Here is a 17,862-nt window from a genome sequence, read left to right on the forward strand (position 1 = left end):
AATGCAGCGCGCCCTGGATTTCGACAAGACGCCCGCCTTGGGCGTGCCGCTTCCTTTCTTTCTGAACGTCCCGCTGTTCGCCCTGCTGGCCGGCGCGCTGGCCGCCTGGGCCGGGCCGCAGGCGTTCGCCTCGCGCTGGAACGGCGCCGCCCTGGCGCTCACCCACCTGTGGACCCTGGGCATCCTGGGCAGCGCCATGCTGGGCGCCTTGCTGCAGATCCTGGCCGTGGCATGCAATGTCCCGGTCGGCGCCGCCCGAACGGTCGCCGCCCTGGCCCATGCCTGTCTGACGGCGGGCACGCTGCTGCTGGCGGCCGGATTCCTGGGATGGTGGCCGGCCGCCTGGATCGGCGCGGCCGCCCTGCTGGGCCCGGCCTTTGCGCTCTACCTGGCGGCCGTGGCCTGGGCGCTCTGGCGGCACCGGCGCCACGTCTACAAGGGGGCGCGTGAAATCCTGGTTCCGGTGCGCGGGGCGCTGGGCGCGCTGTCCTGTACTGTGTGCATCGGCCTGATCCTGGCGCTGTCCCTGGGCCTGGGATGGGCCTTGCCGGACTGGATCGACGCCCACGTGCTCTGGGGTCTGGCCGGCTGGGGCGGCCTGCTACTGATGGGCATGTCCTTCCAACTGCTGCCGATCTTCCAGGTGACCGAGCTGTATCCCAAGCCCCTCGTCCGCTGGCTGCCGCTGCTGATTCCGGGCCTGCTGCTCGCCTGGACGGCGCTGGATGCGTCCGACGGTTTACCTCATCTGATGCGGGAAACCGTCGAACTGCTGCTGGTCGGCGCCTACACACTGTGGGCCGGCGTCACGCTGCGGCTGCTCTGGACCCGCAAGCGGCCCGCCCCCGAACCCACGACCCTGTTCTGGTATGCGGGCATGCTCAGCCTGCTGGCCTGCGCGCCGCTCTGGATCTGGATGACGCACGGGCACTCGCCCCGGGCGGGGCTGGTGCTGGGGGTCGTGATGATCGCAGGGGTGCTAGGCTCCGTCGTCAACGGGATGCTGTACAAGATCGTGCCCTTCCTGCTCTGGAAGCATGCCCAGGATGCCATGATCGTGCCGGACCGCGACCCGGCCCAGGCCCGCGTCTACCTCAAGATCCTGCCCAAGATGGCAGCCTACATCGGCGACCGGCCTGCCCGATGGCAATGGGCCGCCCACGTCGCCGTCGTGGTGTCCTGGTCGCTGGCCGCAGCCGGGTGGATGCCGGCGGCGCTGGCGGCCGGCCCGCTGCAGATCGTCTCGTCGGCGGGCCTGGCCTGGAACATCGGCCAGGCGCTGCGGCTCTACCGCAAGACGCTGCGCGCCATGGCGGCGCTGCCGCACCATGCTCAACCTTTGTAAGCCTTCAACCCGTCGGGATCCAGAATCGTATATTCGCGGCCCCGGACGCGGATCAGGCCCCGGTCGCTCAGATCGCGCAGGATGCGGGAGAAATGCTCCGGCGTCAGGTTCAGGCGCGAGGCCACGACGGCCTTGCTGATCTCGATACGGAAAGGTTCGCCGGCCTCGCCGCGCCACTCGCGCAACAAATAGGTGATCAGGCGCTGGGCGCCGGTGTGCAGGGTGTAGGCCTCGACGTCGCCCATCAGGCTGTACAGCCGCCGGCTCAGGCCGGCCAGCATCTTGCGCGCCACACCGGGGTTGCGGTCAAGCTGACCGAACAACGCATCGCGCCCCACGTGCAGCAGCAACGTATCGCGCAGGGCCTCGGCGGTGACGATGTAGTCTTGCCCCATGAACATCAGGGCTTCGCCGAAACCGTCGCCCGGACCGATCAAGCGCACCACGCGCTCCACCCCCGAATTCGAGACGAACAACAGCTTCACCTGCCCATAGACCACCACATGAAAGCCCACGCACGGGTCGCCACGGCGAAAGATGATGTCTCCGCGCACGGCGCTGATTTCAGTGGTGCCGCAGGCAATGGGCTCCAGATCCTGCGGCGGCAGCTCATTGAACAGCGGCACCTGGGACAGCAGATCGCGCATCCGGGCGTGGCGCGGATCCACGACGGCGCCCTGCCCGCCGCCCCGCAGGCGCCACGGATTGATAGAATGCCCGATACGATGATCCGCGCCCTCCTGACCTTCCTGGGGTACGTCGCCCTGGCCCTGGGCGTGCTGGGCGTCTTTCTGCCTCTGCTGCCCACCACTCCGTTCCTGCTGCTGGCGGCGTTCTGCTTCCTGCGCGGTTCGCCGCGCATGCATGCCTGGTTGATGTCCCATCGCATCCTCGGTCCGTACATCCGCGACTTCCAAGAGGGGCGCGGCATCCCCTTGCGCAGCAAGTGCATCGCGCTGGCCTTGATGTGGCCTTCTCTGGCCTTGTCGGCCTGGTTCATGCCGGTGCCCTGGGCGCGCTGGTTTCTGTTGATTCCAGGCATCGGCGTCACGATCTACCTGTGGCGCCTGCCCACCCGGCCGGCCGGCAAGGCCGGCCGGCCGGGCGCCTCTTCCGGTCAGATCAACCGGGAATAGGTCGCCACCCGGGGACGGCGTATGTACTGGTCGAACACCATCGCCAGCGCGCGCACGAATACGCGGCCTTTGGGCAACACCCGCAACCCGCGCGCATCCAGTTCCAGCAGGCCGGCCTGCGCGTAAGGGCGCAGCCGCTCGAGTTCCTCGGGGAAACAGGATTCGAACGTGCGGCCGTGACGCGCCTCGAAAGCCTCGAAATCCAGCGGCATGCTGCACATGACGGTCATGATGACCTCGCGGCGCAGCGCATCCTCGGGGCTCAGGTCGAAACCCTTGGCCGTGGGCAGTTCGCCCCTGGACAGACAGTCACGGTAGGCGTTCAGGGAATGGTGGTTCTGGATATAGGCGTCGCCGACCTTGCCGATCGCCGAAATGCCGAAGCCCACCAGATCGCATTCCGCGCGGGTGGTATAGCCCTGGAAATTGCGATGCAGGCTCTGGTTCAGGCGCGCCTGATTGAGTTCGTCGTCGGGCTTGGCGAAGTGGTCCAGCCCGATATAGACGTAGCCGGCCGCCAGCAGACGGCGCACCGACATCAGGAAGATGCCCATGCGCGTGTCGGCGCTGGGCAGGTCTTCTGCGTGGATCAGGCGCTGCGCCTTGAAACGGTCGGGCAGGTGGGCGTAGTTGTACAGGGCGATGCGGTCGGGAGACAGTTCGACCAGTTGGTCCAGGGTGCGGCTGAAGCTGTCCAGCGTCTGCTTGGGCAAGCCGTAGATCAGATCGGCGTTGATGGACTGGAACCCATTGTCCCGGCTGGCCTGCAACGCCGTGCGCACCATGTCGTAGGGCTGAATGCGGTTGACTGCCGCCTGGACCAGGGGATCGAAGTCCTGGACGCCGAAGCTGGTGCGATTGAAGCCCAGCCCCGCCAGCATGGCCAGCGACGCGGGCGTGACGGTGCGCGGATCGATCTCCACGCCGAGTTCCGCATCGGGGGTGAATTCGACGTGCCGCCGGATCCGCTCCATCAGCGCGGTCAGTTCGGCTTCGCTCAGAAAGGTCGGCGTGCCGCCCCCCAGGTGCAGTTGCACCGCGCGATTGTGACGGCCCAGATAGGCGCCGACCTGATCGATTTCCTGGTACAGGATGTCCAGGTATTCGCCCGAACGGCTGTGGTCCTGGGTGATGATCTTGTTGCAAGCGCAGAAATAGCACAGCGATTCGCAGAACGGCAGGTGCACATAGACCGACAGGGGCGGTGCCTGCTCGGCCTGCGCCCGCCGCTGCAGATGGCCGATGTAGGTCTCTGCCGGGTAGCCCTGCTGAAAGCGGTCGGCCGTCGGATAGGAGGTGTAGCGCGGGCCGGACTGGTCGAAACGGCGGATCAGGGCCTCGGAAATCTCCAGATCCGGGAAAGCGATGGCTTCCGGATCGGAGACGGCAGTGGCGGGTTCGGGGGTCGTCATCATGGCAAATTCCTGCGACAAGGCCGCACGGGGAACGGGGAGGTCGGTGCTTCAGGCGGCATTGTTCTACATTTCAACATAGTGTCCCGCAAAATACGCCAAACCGACTTGACTCAAGTCAAGCGGCTGTCTTCGCGTATCATTAAGGGATTCCGGATCAATCCATCCGGCCGCGTTGCGCGCGCCGGCTTTCTGTCCGGAACAGCCTTCCCGGCTGAGCGATTCCGATTCCCGTACCATCCATTCCATGCTCCTGACCCTGATCCTAGCGATCCCGTTTGCCGGCAGCCTGTGCGCCTCGCTGCTGCCCGCGACTGCGCGCCGCGCCGGGGCCTGGCTGGCGGGCGGCAGCGCCCTGGCCTGCCTGGCCCTGACGCTGTGGCTGACTCCCGAGGTCGCCGCCTCCGGCGTGATCAAGCTCAGCCTGCCCTGGATTCCAACCATGGGGGTCGACCTGACCCTGCGCATGGACGGCTATGCCTGGCTGTTTTCCGTCATCATCACAGCCATGGGCGCCCTGATCGCCCTGTATGCCCACTACTACCTGTCGGCCCAGGATCCCGTTCCCCGCTTCTTCACCTTCCTGCTCAGCTTCATGGGCGCCATGCTGGGCGTGGTGCTGGCCGGCAACCTGATCCAGTTGCTGGTCTTCTGGGAACTGACCAGCCTGTCCTCGTTCATGCTGATCGGCTACTGGCACCACCGCATCGACGCCCGCCGGGGCGCGCGCATGGCCCTGATCGTGACGGGCACGGGCGGTTTCTGCCTGCTGGCCAGCATGCTCATCATCGGCCATATCGTCGGCAGCTACGATCTGGACGCGGTGCTCGCGGCCGCCACAGCGATCCGGGGGCACCGTTGGTATCCCATCCTGCTGGTGCTGCTGGCCCTGGGGGCCTTGACCAAGAGCGCCCAGTTCCCTTTCCATTTCTGGCTGCCCAACGCCATGGCGGCACCCACCCCGGTGTCGGCCTACCTGCATTCGGCCACCATGGTGAAGGCCGGCGTTTTCCTGCTGGCCCGCTTCTGGCCGATCTTCTCGGGCACCGACTGGTGGACCTGGATCATCGGCGGCGCGGGCCTGTGCTCGCTGCTGCTGGGCGCCTACGCCGCCACCTTCCAGCGCGACATGAAGGGCGTGCTGGCCTATTCCACCATCAGCCACCTGGGCCTGATCACGCTGCTGCTGGGTATGAACAGCCGTCTGGCCTTGGTGGCTGCCATTTTCCACATCATCAACCACGCCACGTTCAAGGCTTCGCTGTTCATGGCGGCGGGGATTGTGGACCATGAAAGCGGCACCCGCGATCTGACCCGGCTGTCGGGCCTGCGGACCCTGATGCCGCTCACGGCGACGCTGGCCATGGTCTCGGCGGCGGCCATGGCGGGCGTGCCCCTGCTCAACGGTTTCATCTCGAAGGAAATGTTCTTCTCGGAAACCATCTTCGTCACCGGCCATTGGGCCACCCGCTGGGGCCTGCCGACCCTCGCCGTGATCGCCGGCGCCTTCAGCGTGACCTATTCGCTGCGTTTCATCCTGCAGGTGTTCTTCGGTCCGCAAGCCACGGACCTGCCGCGCACGCCGCACGACCCGCCCCGCATGATGCTGATCCCCTGCGCGGTGCTGGTGCTGTTCTGCCTGGCGGTCGGCATCCTGCCCGGCCTGTTCCTCGAGTCCGTCCTGAACATGGTCATGCGTTCGCTGCTGGGCGACAACATCCCTGTTTACGATCTGCAGGTCTGGCACGGCGTGAACCTGCCTTTGCTCATGAGCCTGGCCGCCATGATCATCGGCATCGGCCTGTACCTGGGACTGCGCGCGCGCGACCGCCGCGCCCCGGGCCAGGTGCCGCTGATCTACCGCCTGGACGGGCGCCAATCCTTCGAAGCCCTTCTCGAAGCCATCGACGCCGGCTCGGCCCGGCTGCTGAGCTGGCTGCAAACCCAGCGGCTTCAGCCCCAGGTGCTGCTGCTGGTGCTGGCCACCGGAGCCGTCGCGCTGCTGCCGCTGCTGCCGGGCGGATGGTGGCCCGAGACCACCCTCGATACGCCGGCCCAGTGGTCTTTCGGGCTGATGTGGTTGGCGGGCGGCGCCTGCGCCCTGGCGGCAGCCTACCAGGCCAAATACCACCGCGCCGCCTCGCTGATGCTGTCCGGCGCGGCTGGGCTGGTCACCTGCGCCACCTTTGCCTGGCTGTCGGCCCCCGACCTGGCCCTGACGCAACTCACGGTCGAGGTCGTCACCACCGTGCTGATCCTGCTGGGATTGCGCTGGCTGCCGCCCAGGATCGAGGAATTCCCCGGTCCCGCCCCCTGGGCGACGCGCTGGCGCCGCCGCCGCGACTTCCTGGTGGCCGCCTCCGCTGGCGCCACCATGGCGACCCTGGCCTATGTGATGATGACGCGGCCTTCGGCCCACGGCAGCATCTCCTCCTACTTCGTCCAGCAAGCCTGGCCCCTGGGCGGCGGCGCCAACGTGGTCAACGTGATCCTGGTCGACTTCCGCGCCTTCGATACCTTCGGCGAAATCACCGTGCTGGGGGTCGTGGCCCTGAGCGTCTATGCCCTGCTGCGGCGCTTCCGGCCGCCGGCGGAGACCATCGCCGCGCCGTTGCGCCATCGCGGCAGCGCACCCGCCGCCTTCGAAGAGCCCGACCTCCAGGCGCCGCTGCCCGAAGGCATGATGCGCGTGCCCGCCGTTCTGGTGCGGCTGCTGCTGCCGGTCTCCACCCTGATCTCGCTGTATTTTCTGCTGCGCGGCCACAATCTGCCGGGCGGCGGCTTCATTGGCGGCCTGATCATGGCCACCGGCATCATTCTGCAGTACCTGGTGGGCGGCATCCTGTGGGTCGAGGCTCGCCCCTTGATCCGTCCTCAGGCCTGGATCGCCCTGGGCCTGCTGGTGGCCGGCTCCGCCGCCATGGCGGTCTGGTGGATCGGCAAGCCCCTGCTTGCCGCCCATGCGGTGGACCTGGTCCTGCCCCTGGTCGGCGCCGTGCACCTGTCCAGCGTGCTGCTGTTCGACCTGGGCGTATACATGCTGGTGGTCGGCGCGACGGTGCTGATGATCATCGCTCTTGCGCACCAATCCCTGCGCTTTTACCGCAAGCTCACCGAAGCGGCGGACAATCCCCTGACGGAGGCCTGATCATGGAGTGGATCCTGGCGTTGGCGATCGGCGTGCTCGCGAGTTCGGGCGTCTGGCTGCTGCTGCGGCCGCGCACTTTCCAGTTCATCATGGGTCTGGCGCTCATGGCGTATGCGGTCAATCTGTTCATCTTCGCCATGGGGCGGCTGCGGGTCGACGCCCCGCCGGTCATCGACCCGGCGTGGGCCGACCCGGCCCGCTACGCGGACCCCCTGCCCCAGGCGCTGGTGCTGACCGCCATCGTCATCGGCTTCGCCACCACGGCGCTGTTCCTGGTCGTGCTGCTGGCATCGCGCGGGATGAGCGATACCGACCACGTGGACGGCGAGGAACACCGCCCATGAGTGTCTGGCTGCAACACCTGCCGGTCCTGCCCGTCCTGATCCCCCTGGTCGCGGCGGCGCTGATGCTGCTCACCCGCGACAGCCAGCGGCGGCTGCGCGTGACCCTGGGCGCGATCGCGCTCGGCCTGATGGCGCTGGTGGCCCTGATGCTGGTGCGCGCCACTCAGGGCATCGGCGCGCCGTACTGGCCCGGCGGGGTGGGCGTCTATCTCCTGGGCAACTGGCCCGCGCCTTTCGGCATCGTGCTGGTGGCCGACCGCCTCGCCGCGCTGATGCTGGGCCTCACGTCGGTGCTGGGCTTGTGCGCGTGGATCTACGCCACGGCCCGCTGGGACCGGGCCGGCAGCCACTTCCACCCCATGTTCCTCCTGATCATGATGGGCTTGAACGGCGCCTTCCTCACCGGCGATCTGTTCAACCTGTTCGTGTTCTTCGAAATCCTGCTGACCGCATCCTACGGCCTGATGCTGCACGGCTCGGGCAAGCGCCGGGTCGGCGCCGCTCTGCACTACATCGCCGTCAACCTGATCGCCTCCTTCCTGCTGCTGGTGGCCATCGCCCTGATCTACGGCCTGACCGGCACGCTGAATCTCGCCGACCTGTCGGTCCGCGCCCTGGCCCTGCACGGCGCGGACCGGCAGTTGTTCGACAGCGCGGCGGCCATCCTGGGCGTCGCCTTCCTGATCAAGGCCGCCGCCTGGCCGCTGAACTTCTGGCTGTCCAACGCTTACTCCGAAGCCAGCGCCCCGGTGGCCGCCCTGTTCGCCATCATGACCAAGGTCGGGATCTACGCGCTGCTGCGCATCGGTTCCTTGCTGCTTCCGGCCGGTGCTCCGGCAGCCTTCGGCGGCGCCTGGATGTTCCCCGCGGGCATCGCCACCCTGGCTTTCGGCACCTTGGGCATGCTGGCCAGCACTCAGGCGCGGCGCATTGCCGCCTATGCCATCATCACGTCCTCCGGCACCCTGTTCGCCGCCCTGGGCATGCCCGGCGCCACACTGACCGGACCCGCCCTGTACTACCTGCTCAGCTCGGTGCTTGCGCTGGGCGCCCTGTTCCTGCTGCTTGAGCTCACCGAGCGCAGCCAGTCCTTCGGCGCCGACATGCTGGCCATCACCCAGGAGGCCTTCGAAAGCGACGACCCCGACGCCGCCGACTTGAGCGGCCAGACCGTCGGCGTGCCGCTGCCGGCCACCATGGCGTTCCTCGGCCTGAGCTTCTTCGCCTGCTCGCTGCTGATCATCGGCCTGCCGCCACTATCGGGCTTCGTGGCGAAATTCTCGCTGTTGTCGGCCGCCTTGCGCACCGCCGAATACGGCGCCCCCACCGTCAACGTCTGGCTGCTGGTCGCAGCCGTGCTGACTTCGGGCGTGGCCGGCCTGATCGCGCTGGGCCGCTGCGGCGTGCGCCTCTTCTGGATCCCCGAAGACCTGCACATCCCGACCTTGAAGCTCAACGAGGCCATCCCCATCCTGGTGCTGCTGACGGCCTGCATCCTGTTGACGGTGCACGCCGGATCCGTCATGTCCTACCTCGAGGACACCGCCTGGTATCTGGATCAGCCCGGCCGCTACGTCGAAGCGGTGCTGGGCCAGGATCCGCATGTCTTCCCCGCCCCGGCCGACCGGTTCGGAGAACCGCAATGAGACGCCTGCTTCATGCCCTGCCGCTGGCCTGCCTGCTGCTGATCCTCTGGCTGGTGCTCAACGACAGCCTGTCGGCGGGCCATCTGGTGTTGGGCACCGTCATCGCCCTGGTGCTCGCCTTGCTGGCCCCGATCCTGCGGCCGGTGCGCGCCCGCCTGTCGCATCCGCTCGTCGCTTTGCGCCTGGCGGGGCACGTGGCCGCCGACATCGCCCGTTCCAACCGCGACGTCGGACGGATCATCCTGCGCGGCCACCCGCCCGGCGCCCGCCCCGGTCTCCTGGATATCCCCTTGCGCATCCGCGATCCGCACGGCCTGACGGCGCTGGCCTGCATCGTCACCTTCACTCCCGGCACCGTCTGGGCCGGCCACGATCCTGAACGCAACGTGCTGACCCTGCACGTGCTGGACCTGAGCGATCCCGAAGGTTTGACCCGCATCATCCAGGATCGCTATGAACGCCCCCTGATGGAGATCTTCGAATGAGCGCGACGATACTGTATTGGGCTTGCGGCTTCGCCCTGCTGTGTTTCACCCTCGGGCTGGGCTGCGCCGCCATCCGCCTGATCCGGGGGCCAAGCGCCGAAGACCGCGTCCTGGCCTTGGATACCATCTACATCAACGGCATGCTGATCCTGCTGGTCCTGGGCCTGCGGTTCAAGGCCGGCCTGTACTTCGACGTGGCCCTGCTGATCGCGCTGTTCGGTTTCGTCGGTTCCTCGGCCCTGGCCAAATTCCTGCTGCGCGGCGAGGTGATCGAGCCATGACCGAACTGCCTCTGTGGGCCGCCGTGCCGGTCGCCCTGCTGCTCGTCCTGGCGGGTATCGTGACCCTGGTGGGATCGCTCGGGCTGCTGCGCCTGCGCAACTTCCGCCAACGCATGCATGCCCCGACCATGGGCATGACGATGGGCGCCTTCTGCGTCGTCCTGGCGACCACTGCGGTTGCCAGCCTGCTGCAGAACCGGCCCATCGTCCACGAGTGGCTCATCAGCCTTTTTCTCTTCATCACGGCGCCGGTGACGGCCATCTTGCTGATGCAAAGCGCTCTGCGCCGCCAGCGCGCCCGGCAGGAAGACCAAGAAAAAGCGGAATGATCTGGTTACCTTGGCGCTAGGGGAAACCCGTACACTGGTTCAAGGCGCGCTCACCCTGGCCCATCGGGCCGCGTGCGCATCGCGCCCCCTGGACCGGGCCGGGAGCCGCCCGGAAAACACTCGAAAGGAGTGCTCATCATGCGTCGACACCACCCTATTTTGCCGCACACCGCACTGCTGGCCGCCGGCTTGGGCTACGCCGCCCTGTTCGCGCCCGCGGCGCAGGCCGCCGGCACGCCATCGCAAAGCCAATACCAGCAGGATGTGGCGCGCTGCCACAACACCCCAGGCATCGACGTGCAGGCCTGCCTGAAAGAAGCCGGCGCCGCCGCCCAGGCAGCCACCCGCGATGCGCTGACCCAGCCTTCGCCTCAGGTCGAGGCGCGCAACCGCAACCAACGCTGCGACAGCCTGCCCGAGCGCCAGCGCCAGGACTGCATGATCCTCATGAACGACGCCAACGCCCAGACGCGGGGTTCGGTCGAGTCGGGCGGCACGCTGCGCGAAACGACGATCACGATCCCGGCGCCCGCCGCCGGCTCCTGAGCGCGCTTGCGCCGCTCAGAGTTCGAGCTGCATGCCCATTTCCACCACGCGGTTGGGCGGAATCTTGTAGAACCGGGTGCTGCGGCTGGCGTTGCGCGCCATGAAGGCGAACAAATGCCGCCGCCAGCTCTGGTGCCACGGCAGCCGGCGCACCACGATCACGGTCTGGCGGGACAGGAAATATGACGTCTGCATGGGGTCCAGGTTCAGGTCCCGGACTTCCTGGCCGATCTGTTCCACCACCTGCGGCACGTCGGGCTCCTGCTTGAAGCCCCAGCGCGCCACGGCCTGCCAACTGCTGCGGCTGACCCGATCGATCCTCAGCCGTTCGCTGAAAGGCACGTAGGGCACGTCGGCGACCTCGATCGTCAGGAACAGCGCCTGCTCGTGCAGCACCTTGTTGTGTTTCAAATTGTGCAAAAGCGCGGGGGGCACCGTACCCACGATCATGCTCATGAACACCGCCGTCCCGGGCACGCGGGTCGGCGGATAGGTTTCCAGGGACTCCATGAAATCGGCCAACGGCTGGTGATCCCCGGCCAGCGTATCGTGAATCCGCTGTCGTCCCTGCTTCCAGGTCACCATCAAGGTCAGCAGGACGATTCCCGCCACCAGAGGGAGCCAGCCGCCTTCGTGCAGCTTGAGCGTATTGGATGAAAACAGCAGCACGTCGATCACCAGAAACAGGGCGATCAAGGCCAGCCAGGCCAGGCGCCGGGCGCCGTGCGCGTGCCGGGGCAGCACGGCGAACGCCAGCAGCGAGGTCATCAGCATCGTGCCGGTGACGGCAAAGCCGTAGGCGTGCGCCAGGCGTTCGGAAGAGCCGAAAGATACCGTCAGCACCAGCACGGCCAGCAAGAGCAGCCAGTTCACGCGCGGCAGGTAGATCTGGCCTTCCTCGCGCGCCGACGTGTGCAGAATCACCATGCGCGGCCAGTAGCCCAGTTGCACCGCCTGGCGCGTCATGGAGAACGCGCCCGAAATCACCGATTGCGAAGCGATCACCGTGGCCAGCGTGGCCAGCGCCACCAGGGGAACCAGCCCCCATTCGGGCGCCATCAGGAAGAAAGGATTGCGAATGGCGGTTGGATCGCTGAGCAACAGCGCGCCCTGGCCGAAATAGCACAGGACGAGCGCCGGCAACACCAGAGAGAACCAGGCGCGGCGGATGAGCGGGCCGCCAAAATGCCCCATGTCGGCGTAGAGCGCTTCGGCGCCGGTCAGCGCCAGCACCAGCGCGCCCAGCGCCAGGAAGGTCTCCCAGGGGGCATTGCCGATGAACGCCAGGGCCCAGGCGGGATTGACGGCGAGCAGGACCTCGGGGCGGCCGATGATCCGCCAGGCGCCCAGCCCGCCCAGCACCAGAAACCAGCACAGCATCACCGGCCCGAAGAGTTTGCCCACGGCGCCGGTGCCGCGCGACTGGAACATGAAAAGCACCACCAGAACGATCACCGCGATCGGCACCACCCAGGCATCCAGACGATGCGAGACGATGCCGATGCCCTCGATGGCCGACAGCACGGAAATCGCCGGAGTGATCATGCTGTCGCCGTAGAACAGGCTGGCCCCGACCAGGCCCAACAGCGCCAGGCGCCAGCGCCCTCGTCCGGACCGGCCCCTGAGGGCCAGTTCCATCAGTGCCAGCGTGCCGCCCTCGCCCCGGTTGTCGGCACGCAGGATACAGGTCACATATTTCAGCGACACCACCAGGATCAGCATCCAGAACAGGATCGACAGCATCCCCAGGATGTGTTCGACGTCGGGCCGGCCCGCCCCCGAAAGCGCCACCTTCACGGTGTACAGCGGGCTGGTGCCGATGTCCCCGTAGACCACGCCCAGGGCGCCGATCATCAAGGCTGCCTGCGGGCGATGCGATGTGGATGTCTGTATGTTCATAGAGATCATTCGGCCCGCGTCAGGCAGGCGCCCAGCCGGGGGCCGGGAAAAACGAGGGAAACCCGGGTGCCGGGAAAGGCGGGCCGGCTGGCGACCTTCCACCAGGCGCCGTGCGCGCGGGCGATTTCACGCACGATGGCCAGACCCAGACCGGAGCCGCCCTGGCCGGCATCGGCCGCGCGGTAGAAGGCTTCGAAGACCCGGTCCAGATCTTCGTTCCGGATGCCGGCGCCGTCGTCCTCGACGGCAATCGAGGGCGGATTGGCCATGACCCGCAATACGATGCGCCGCGCGCCCAGGCCGTAGCGCAAGGCATTGTCGATCAGATTGCCCAGCAGCTCCGCCAGCAGGACCGGGTCGCCATCCACCCAGACGGCGGCCTCGGGCGCCGCCAGTTGCAGGTCGATGGACTGCTCGTGCGCCCGGCTCAGCCATTCCGCACCTGCCTGGCGCATCCACTCGCACAGATCCAGGCGCATGAAGCTGTCCCGGGGACGGGCGGCGTGCTCCGCACGCGCCAGCACCAGCAGTTGCTGGCCCATGCGGATCATGTGATCCGTCACGCACTTGATGCGCACGGCGCGCTGGCGGATGTCTTCGGGCAGCGCCTGGCCGAGCATCAACTCGGATTCGACCTTCAGGCCGGCCAAAGGCGTGCGCAACTGATGCGCCGCATGACCGATGAAGCGGCGCTGAGCCTGGACGGAATCATCCAGGCGCACGAGCAGATCGTTGAAATGCAGCACCAGGGGCGCAATTTCGGCGGGCAGGCCCGCCAAGTCGAGCGGTTGCAGATCTTCGATGGACCGCTGGCGAATATCGTCGGCCAGCCGGTTGATGGAAGCCAGCTCGGAGCGAATACCGGAAATCAGCACCCAGACAAACAGCGCCACCAACAGGCCCTGGGTCAGCATCATGGTCCAGAACAGATCGCGCAGCAGCCAGGGCTGAGGCCGGATCACGCCCGTCATGAACCAAGTGGCCAGCAAGTCGATGGCCACCAGAATGAAAAAGGCCGGCAGCAGCCGGCGCACCAAACGGCGGGCGAGCGAATCCCGGGGAACCAGCCGTTCGACTAGGCCCGACACTGCGCGGCGGACCCGCGGGCCGGCGGAAAACTCAGGCGGCACGGTCAACGTCGAGCAGATAGCCGAAACCGCGCACCGTCTGGATGCTGGTCCCGGTGCCGTCGAGCCGCTTTCGCAGGCGATAGACGTAGACTTCGACTGCGTTTTCACTGAAATCGGCATCCCAGGCGGACAGGGAATTGACGATCTGCTGCTTGGTCACCACCCGGCCCGGCCGCGCCATCAGCATTTCCAGCACGGAAAGCTCGCGCACGGACAGCGCCAGGCGCCTGCCGTCCACCCGGATCTGGCGACCCACGGTATCAAAGGACAAAGGACCGCATTCCAGGATGGTCTGCGCCTGGCCGGCACGGCGGCGGGCCAGCGCCCGCACGCGGGCGGCCAGTTCGGGCAATTCGAAAGGCTTGGTGACGTAATCGTCGGCGCCCGCATCCAGCCCGGCGACGCGGTCGTCCAGGCCATCGCGCGCCGTCAGGATCAGCACCGGCACCTGGGAGCCGCCGTCGCGCAAACGCCGCAGCACTTCCAACCCGCCGACGCCGGGCAGATTCAGATCCAGCAGCAGCAAGTCGTACACCTGCCCGGCCAGCGAGCCTTCGACATGATCGCCGGACTGCAACCAATCGACGGCATAGCCCTGGCTGCCCAGGAATTCCTGCAAGGCATGGCCGAGGGTGGCGTCGTCTTCAATGACCAGAACTCTCATGACGACGATTCTAGCCCGAAGCGATCATGCCACGTCACCGTCCGAGGGCTTGCGTTACATAGTTGACGATTGCTTGAACGCGCCCTCACGAGCCGCGCCCCGGCCGCCGGCGGCGGCGTTCGCGGCAGCGGCCGGGGCGGCGCCGTCCGTCGCCGTATCATCGTGGACCGCCTGGCCCGGTGTCGTGACGAAGCCCAGGCGTTTCATGCCCGCCTTGCGGGCCGCGCCCATGATCTCCGCCAGCAGGCCGTAGCGGGTCTCCACATCGGCGCGGATACGGACCTCGGGCTGGGGGTCGGCCGCCGCCTCGCTGGCGAAGCGGGCGGGCAATTCCTCTGCGGCGATCGGCTGCTCGTTCCAGAACAGCGCCCCGGAAGGATCGATGGCAAGGTCGATCACCACGGGTTTCTGTTCCACCGGCTGGGCCGTGACCTGGGGCACATTGATGCGGATCGAATGGCTGAGCAGCGGCGCGGTGATGATGAAGATCACCAGCAGCACCAGCATCACATCGATCAACGGCACCATGTTGATCTCGGACATCGTGGTGCCCGGCCCTTTGGAGTCGAAGCTGCCGAACGCCATCTCAGGCCCCCCGGTGGCTGGCCAGGCTGATGGTCCGGCCATGGCGCTCGTGGTTGCCATCGGCCACCTGCTGGCCGGTGGTCAGGAAGGTGAACAAATCATGCGCAAAGGCATCGAGCTGCGCCAGGTAGACGCGATTGACGCGCACGAAAGCGTTATAGGCCAGCACGGCGGGGATGGCCACCGCCAGGCCCAGGCCGGTCATGATCAAGGCCTCGCCCACCGGGCCGGCGATGCGGTTGATGGTGACGCCATCGGTCATGCTGATGCTCAACAGGGCGTGATACACCCCCCACACCGTGCCGAACAAGCCGACGAACGGCGCGGTGGAGCCCACGGAAGCCAGCACCGTCAGGCCGTTTTCCAGGCGGGCCGTTTCCTCGTCGATGACCTTGCGGATGGTGCGCGTCACGAATGCGGCCGTGGAGCCGCTTTCCTCGAGTTTGAGCGCCCCGTATTTGGTGTGATGCTTCTGGGCATGGATGGCGTGGCTCGCCAAGTGAGCGAACGGCTCTTCCGCCCCATGGGTGGAAATTTCGTTTTCCACCTGTTCGAGAGAACTCGCCGCCCAGAATTCGGACAGGAACTTGCGCGACCGGCGGCGGATGCGCAAATGCGTGAGCCCCTTGGCCAGAATCAGATACCAACTGGCCAGGGACATCAGCATCAGGAAGACGAACAGCGACTTGCCGACCGCATCGCTCTGGCCGATGAAATGCAGCACCCCCTGGCCGCCGGCTTCCACGGCGCCGGAGGTCAGCATCATCTCGGCCGCTGCGCCCGCCGTGGGGGCGGCCCCGGCCAGCGCCGTCGTGGCCGCCCCCGCAGCGGCCGACACGGCGGGCGCCGCACCCGCCGCAGCCTGAGCGGCATCCGGCCCCGCGGCCTGGGCCAGCGTCAAGACTGCGCCCCCGATCAGATCAAACATCATGTTCCTTGTCCTATAAGACGAAATCGAAAGGAATGTCCACCAGCGCCTTGTAGGCGATCCCGTTTTCCGTATACGGGCGGAAGCGCGCGGTGCGCATGGCATCAAGCGCCGCCTCGTCCAGACGCGCATGCCCGGACGAAGAGCGCACCGACACATGGGCGACCTGGCCCAGCGGAGAAATCAGCACGCGCAGCACCACCCGGCCCTGTTCGCCCCGCCGCTGCGAGATGCGGGGATACACCGGGCTGGGCCGCTTGCCCAGGTAATCCACCTGACCCACGGTGCGGGGCCGGTCGGGATCGACCGCCACCGGATCTCCGCGCGCCTCGGATGCCTTCTTCGCGCCGCCCGCCGTCGCCGTCTGCGCCACGCTGACCCGAGGCGCAGGCGGCGTCGCTTGAGGCTGCTGCACAGGCTTCGGCTTCGGCTTCGGCGTTGGTTTCGGCTTCGGCTTCGACTTCGGTTTGGGTTTGGGTTCGGGCGGCGGAGGCTCGGTGATGGATTCAGGCTCGGGCGTCTCCACGACCGGCTCGGGCTCGGGTTCCGGCTCGGGCTCGATGATCGGCTCGGGCTCGGGAATCATTTCGGGTTCCGGCGGCGTTTCCACCTGCGGTTGAGGCTCTGCGGCAGCCACAGGCTCGGGCTCGATCGCCGGTCCCAGCTCGACGAATTGCACGTCCAGCGCTTCGGGCCGCCCCTGGGCGACCTCGACCACCGGCGCCGACAGCACCATCGCCAGGACAGCGGCATGCAAGCCCACGGCCACGCAAGCAGAGACGAGCTTCAGCGGAGCGAGGCGCGAGGTGGGTGACCTGGAAGACATGAACCAGTGGACAGCAAGAAGCGACAGAGAACGTGATCTTAGCAGGAATGATAACGGTTCTCAATACAAAATGAGCAGCCGCCGGACGGAATCACGGGTTGCGGGTGATGGTCAACGCGGAGAACGACTGCGAGGTCGGCATGACTTCGATGGCGTTGATGTTCACGCGCGGCGGCAGGGACGCCACCCAGGCGACCGTTTCCGCAATGTCGTCCGGCCCCAGCGGATGCGCGCCGGCATAGACGGAGTCCGCTTTCTCCTGATCCCCCCGATAGCGGGTCAGGGAAAATTCGGTGTCCCCGCACAAACCTGGCTGCACGTCGGTCACCCGCACGCCCGTGCCCGCCAGATCCGCGCGCAGATTGCGGCTGAACTGGGCCACGAATGCCTTGGTGCCGCCATAGACGTTGCCGCCCGGATAAGGATATTTACCAGCCACCGAACCGATATTCACAACCAGCCCGCGCTTGCGGGCCACCATGCCCGGCAAAAAAGCGTGCGTCATCAGCGCCAGGCCGGTGATATTGGTATCGATCATGGTCCGCCAATCCTGCAGGAGGGCCTCTTGGGCTTTTTCAGTCCCGAGCGCCAGGCCGGCGTTGTTCACAAGGATATCGATGTCGCGCCATCCTTCGGGCAAGGAGGCCTTCATGTCGGCGATGGCCTGCTCGTCGCGAACATCCAGCGCCACCGGCAGCACGGCATCGCCATACCGCTGCTGCAGATCGAGCAACCGTTCCATCCGGCGGGCGGCGGCGATCACCCGATAGCCGTCGCGCAGGAAGCGTTCGCAGATTGCGCGGCCAAAGCCTGCGGAAGCCCCGGTCACGAGGGCGATCTGTGCTGGTGTGGAATCGTGCATAAGTCCTCTGGATGCGCTGTCTGTGCGCCGATCGCGGAACCGGCACACCGGTGTGATGTGATGCCCCTGAGGATACCGCACCTGCGGGATGCCTGAACAGCGAAGCCGCCCAAAGCAAAAAACCCGCAAGACTGAATGTCTACGCGGGTTTCGCTGCTTGATGCCGGAGGACATCGTACTGAATTGGACTTCCCGATCAAGAGAAGTGGTGCCCAGGAGAGGACTCGAACCTCCACACCTTGCGGCACATGGACCTGAACCATGCGCGTCTACCAATTCCGCCACCTGGGCACTGC

At 66.9% G+C, this 17,862-nt stretch carries 18 protein-coding genes and 1 tRNA gene; 9 read left to right on the top strand and 10 right to left on the bottom strand.

Annotation, left to right across the window (positions count from 1 at the left end):
- Position 1 precedes the first annotated feature (1 nt).
- Positions 2 to 1,345, top strand: coding sequence for a hypothetical protein (locus ABRZ00_RS00285; RefSeq protein WP_368641503.1), 1,344 nt, complete (start codon positions 2 to 4; stop codon positions 1,343 to 1,345).
- On the opposite strand, the gene ABRZ00_RS00290 is transcribed toward ABRZ00_RS00285, so the two are convergent.
- Positions 1,333 to 1,992, bottom strand: coding sequence for a Crp/Fnr family transcriptional regulator (locus tag ABRZ00_RS00290; protein WP_368642825.1), 660 nt, complete (start codon positions 1,990 to 1,992; stop codon positions 1,333 to 1,335). The two genes, ABRZ00_RS00285 and ABRZ00_RS00290, sit on opposite strands and share 13 nt — an antisense overlap.
- A gap of 66 nt (positions 1,993 to 2,058) precedes the next feature.
- On the opposite strand from ABRZ00_RS00290, the gene ABRZ00_RS00295 reads away from it, so the two are divergent.
- Positions 2,059 to 2,481, top strand: a complete 423-nt coding sequence (locus ABRZ00_RS00295; protein ID WP_368641502.1) for a YbaN family protein — start codon at positions 2,059 to 2,061, stop codon at positions 2,479 to 2,481.
- On the opposite strand, the gene hemN is transcribed toward ABRZ00_RS00295, so the two are convergent.
- Positions 2,463 to 3,896: an oxygen-independent coproporphyrinogen III oxidase gene (gene hemN / locus ABRZ00_RS00300; RefSeq protein WP_368641501.1), complete on the bottom strand. Its 1,434-nt coding sequence runs from the start codon at positions 3,894 to 3,896 to the stop codon at positions 2,463 to 2,465. The two genes, ABRZ00_RS00295 and hemN, sit on opposite strands and share 19 nt — an antisense overlap.
- Before the next feature lie 244 nt (positions 3,897 to 4,140).
- Here hemN and ABRZ00_RS00305 point away from each other — a divergent pair, with 244 nt between their 5' ends.
- From ABRZ00_RS00305 to ABRZ00_RS00335, 7 genes are all read left to right on the top strand, one after another.
- The gene (locus ABRZ00_RS00305; protein ID WP_368641500.1) at positions 4,141 to 7,041 is read left to right on the top strand and encodes a monovalent cation/H+ antiporter subunit A; all 2,901 of its coding nucleotides are present in this window, start codon (positions 4,141 to 4,143) and stop codon (positions 7,039 to 7,041) included.
- A 2-nt stretch (positions 7,042 to 7,043) separates the two neighbouring features.
- Positions 7,044 to 7,385 (top strand): Na+/H+ antiporter subunit C, encoded by a 342-nt coding sequence (locus ABRZ00_RS00310; RefSeq protein WP_343835577.1) that lies wholly within the window; start codon positions 7,044 to 7,046, stop codon positions 7,383 to 7,385.
- Positions 7,382 to 9,031 (top strand): monovalent cation/H+ antiporter subunit D, encoded by a 1,650-nt coding sequence (locus ABRZ00_RS00315; RefSeq protein WP_343835578.1) that lies wholly within the window; start codon positions 7,382 to 7,384, stop codon positions 9,029 to 9,031. The genes ABRZ00_RS00310 and ABRZ00_RS00315 overlap by 4 nt, the downstream gene beginning before the upstream one ends.
- On the top strand, positions 9,028 to 9,516 hold the full coding sequence (locus ABRZ00_RS00320) for a Na+/H+ antiporter subunit E (RefSeq protein WP_368641499.1): 489 nt from the start codon (positions 9,028 to 9,030) through the stop codon (positions 9,514 to 9,516). Before ABRZ00_RS00315 ends, ABRZ00_RS00320 begins: the two co-directional genes overlap by 4 nt.
- Positions 9,513 to 9,797 (top strand): K+/H+ antiporter subunit F, encoded by a 285-nt coding sequence (locus ABRZ00_RS00325; protein WP_343835580.1) that lies wholly within the window; start codon positions 9,513 to 9,515, stop codon positions 9,795 to 9,797. The genes ABRZ00_RS00320 and ABRZ00_RS00325 overlap by 4 nt, the downstream gene beginning before the upstream one ends.
- On the top strand, positions 9,794 to 10,126 hold the full coding sequence (gene mnhG, locus ABRZ00_RS00330; RefSeq protein WP_368641498.1) for a monovalent cation/H(+) antiporter subunit G: 333 nt from the start codon (positions 9,794 to 9,796) through the stop codon (positions 10,124 to 10,126). Before ABRZ00_RS00325 ends, mnhG begins: the two co-directional genes overlap by 4 nt.
- Positions 10,127 to 10,264: 138 nt before the next feature.
- Positions 10,265 to 10,672 carry a hypothetical protein gene (locus ABRZ00_RS00335; protein WP_368641497.1) on the top strand — a complete coding sequence of 136 codons (408 nt, stop codon included), beginning with the start codon at positions 10,265 to 10,267 and terminating at the stop codon, positions 10,670 to 10,672.
- Between the two features lie 15 nt (positions 10,673 to 10,687).
- On the opposite strand, the gene ABRZ00_RS00340 is transcribed toward ABRZ00_RS00335, so the two are convergent.
- The 8 genes from ABRZ00_RS00340 to ABRZ00_RS00375 form a co-directional block, all read right to left on the bottom strand.
- The gene (locus tag ABRZ00_RS00340) at positions 10,688 to 12,571 is read right to left on the bottom strand and encodes a potassium transporter Kup (RefSeq protein ID WP_368641496.1); all 1,884 of its coding nucleotides are present in this window, start codon (positions 12,569 to 12,571) and stop codon (positions 10,688 to 10,690) included.
- Between the two features lie 5 nt (positions 12,572 to 12,576).
- The gene (locus tag ABRZ00_RS00345) at positions 12,577 to 13,659 is read right to left on the bottom strand and encodes a sensor histidine kinase (RefSeq protein ID WP_368641495.1); all 1,083 of its coding nucleotides are present in this window, start codon (positions 13,657 to 13,659) and stop codon (positions 12,577 to 12,579) included.
- A 31-nt stretch (positions 13,660 to 13,690) separates the two neighbouring features.
- Entirely contained in the window at positions 13,691 to 14,365 is a 675-nt protein-coding gene (locus ABRZ00_RS00350; protein ID WP_343835586.1) for a response regulator transcription factor, read from the bottom strand.
- 54 nt (positions 14,366 to 14,419) lie between these two features.
- Positions 14,420 to 14,950 (bottom strand): ExbD/TolR family protein, encoded by a 531-nt coding sequence (locus tag ABRZ00_RS00355; RefSeq protein ID WP_368641494.1) that lies wholly within the window; start codon positions 14,948 to 14,950, stop codon positions 14,420 to 14,422.
- Position 14,951: 1 nt separating this feature from the next.
- A complete protein-coding gene (locus ABRZ00_RS00360) occupies positions 14,952 to 15,878 on the bottom strand; it encodes a MotA/TolQ/ExbB proton channel family protein (RefSeq protein ID WP_343835922.1) in 927 nt (308 codons plus the stop codon).
- A gap of 13 nt (positions 15,879 to 15,891) precedes the next feature.
- The gene (locus tag ABRZ00_RS00365; RefSeq protein ID WP_368644353.1) at positions 15,892 to 16,704 is read right to left on the bottom strand and encodes an energy transducer TonB; all 813 of its coding nucleotides are present in this window, start codon (positions 16,702 to 16,704) and stop codon (positions 15,892 to 15,894) included.
- Between the two features lie 91 nt (positions 16,705 to 16,795).
- Positions 16,796 to 17,566 (bottom strand): SDR family oxidoreductase, encoded by a 771-nt coding sequence (locus ABRZ00_RS00370; protein ID WP_368641492.1) that lies wholly within the window; start codon positions 17,564 to 17,566, stop codon positions 16,796 to 16,798.
- A 206-nt stretch (positions 17,567 to 17,772) separates the two neighbouring features.
- Positions 17,773 to 17,857, bottom strand: a tRNA-Leu gene (locus ABRZ00_RS00375).
- Positions 17,858 to 17,862: the final 5 nt, after the last annotated feature.

Origin of the sequence: Castellaniella ginsengisoli, from assembly GCF_040955415.1 — a bacterium.
Classification (GTDB): domain Bacteria; phylum Pseudomonadota; class Gammaproteobacteria; order Burkholderiales; family Burkholderiaceae_B; genus Castellaniella; species Castellaniella ginsengisoli.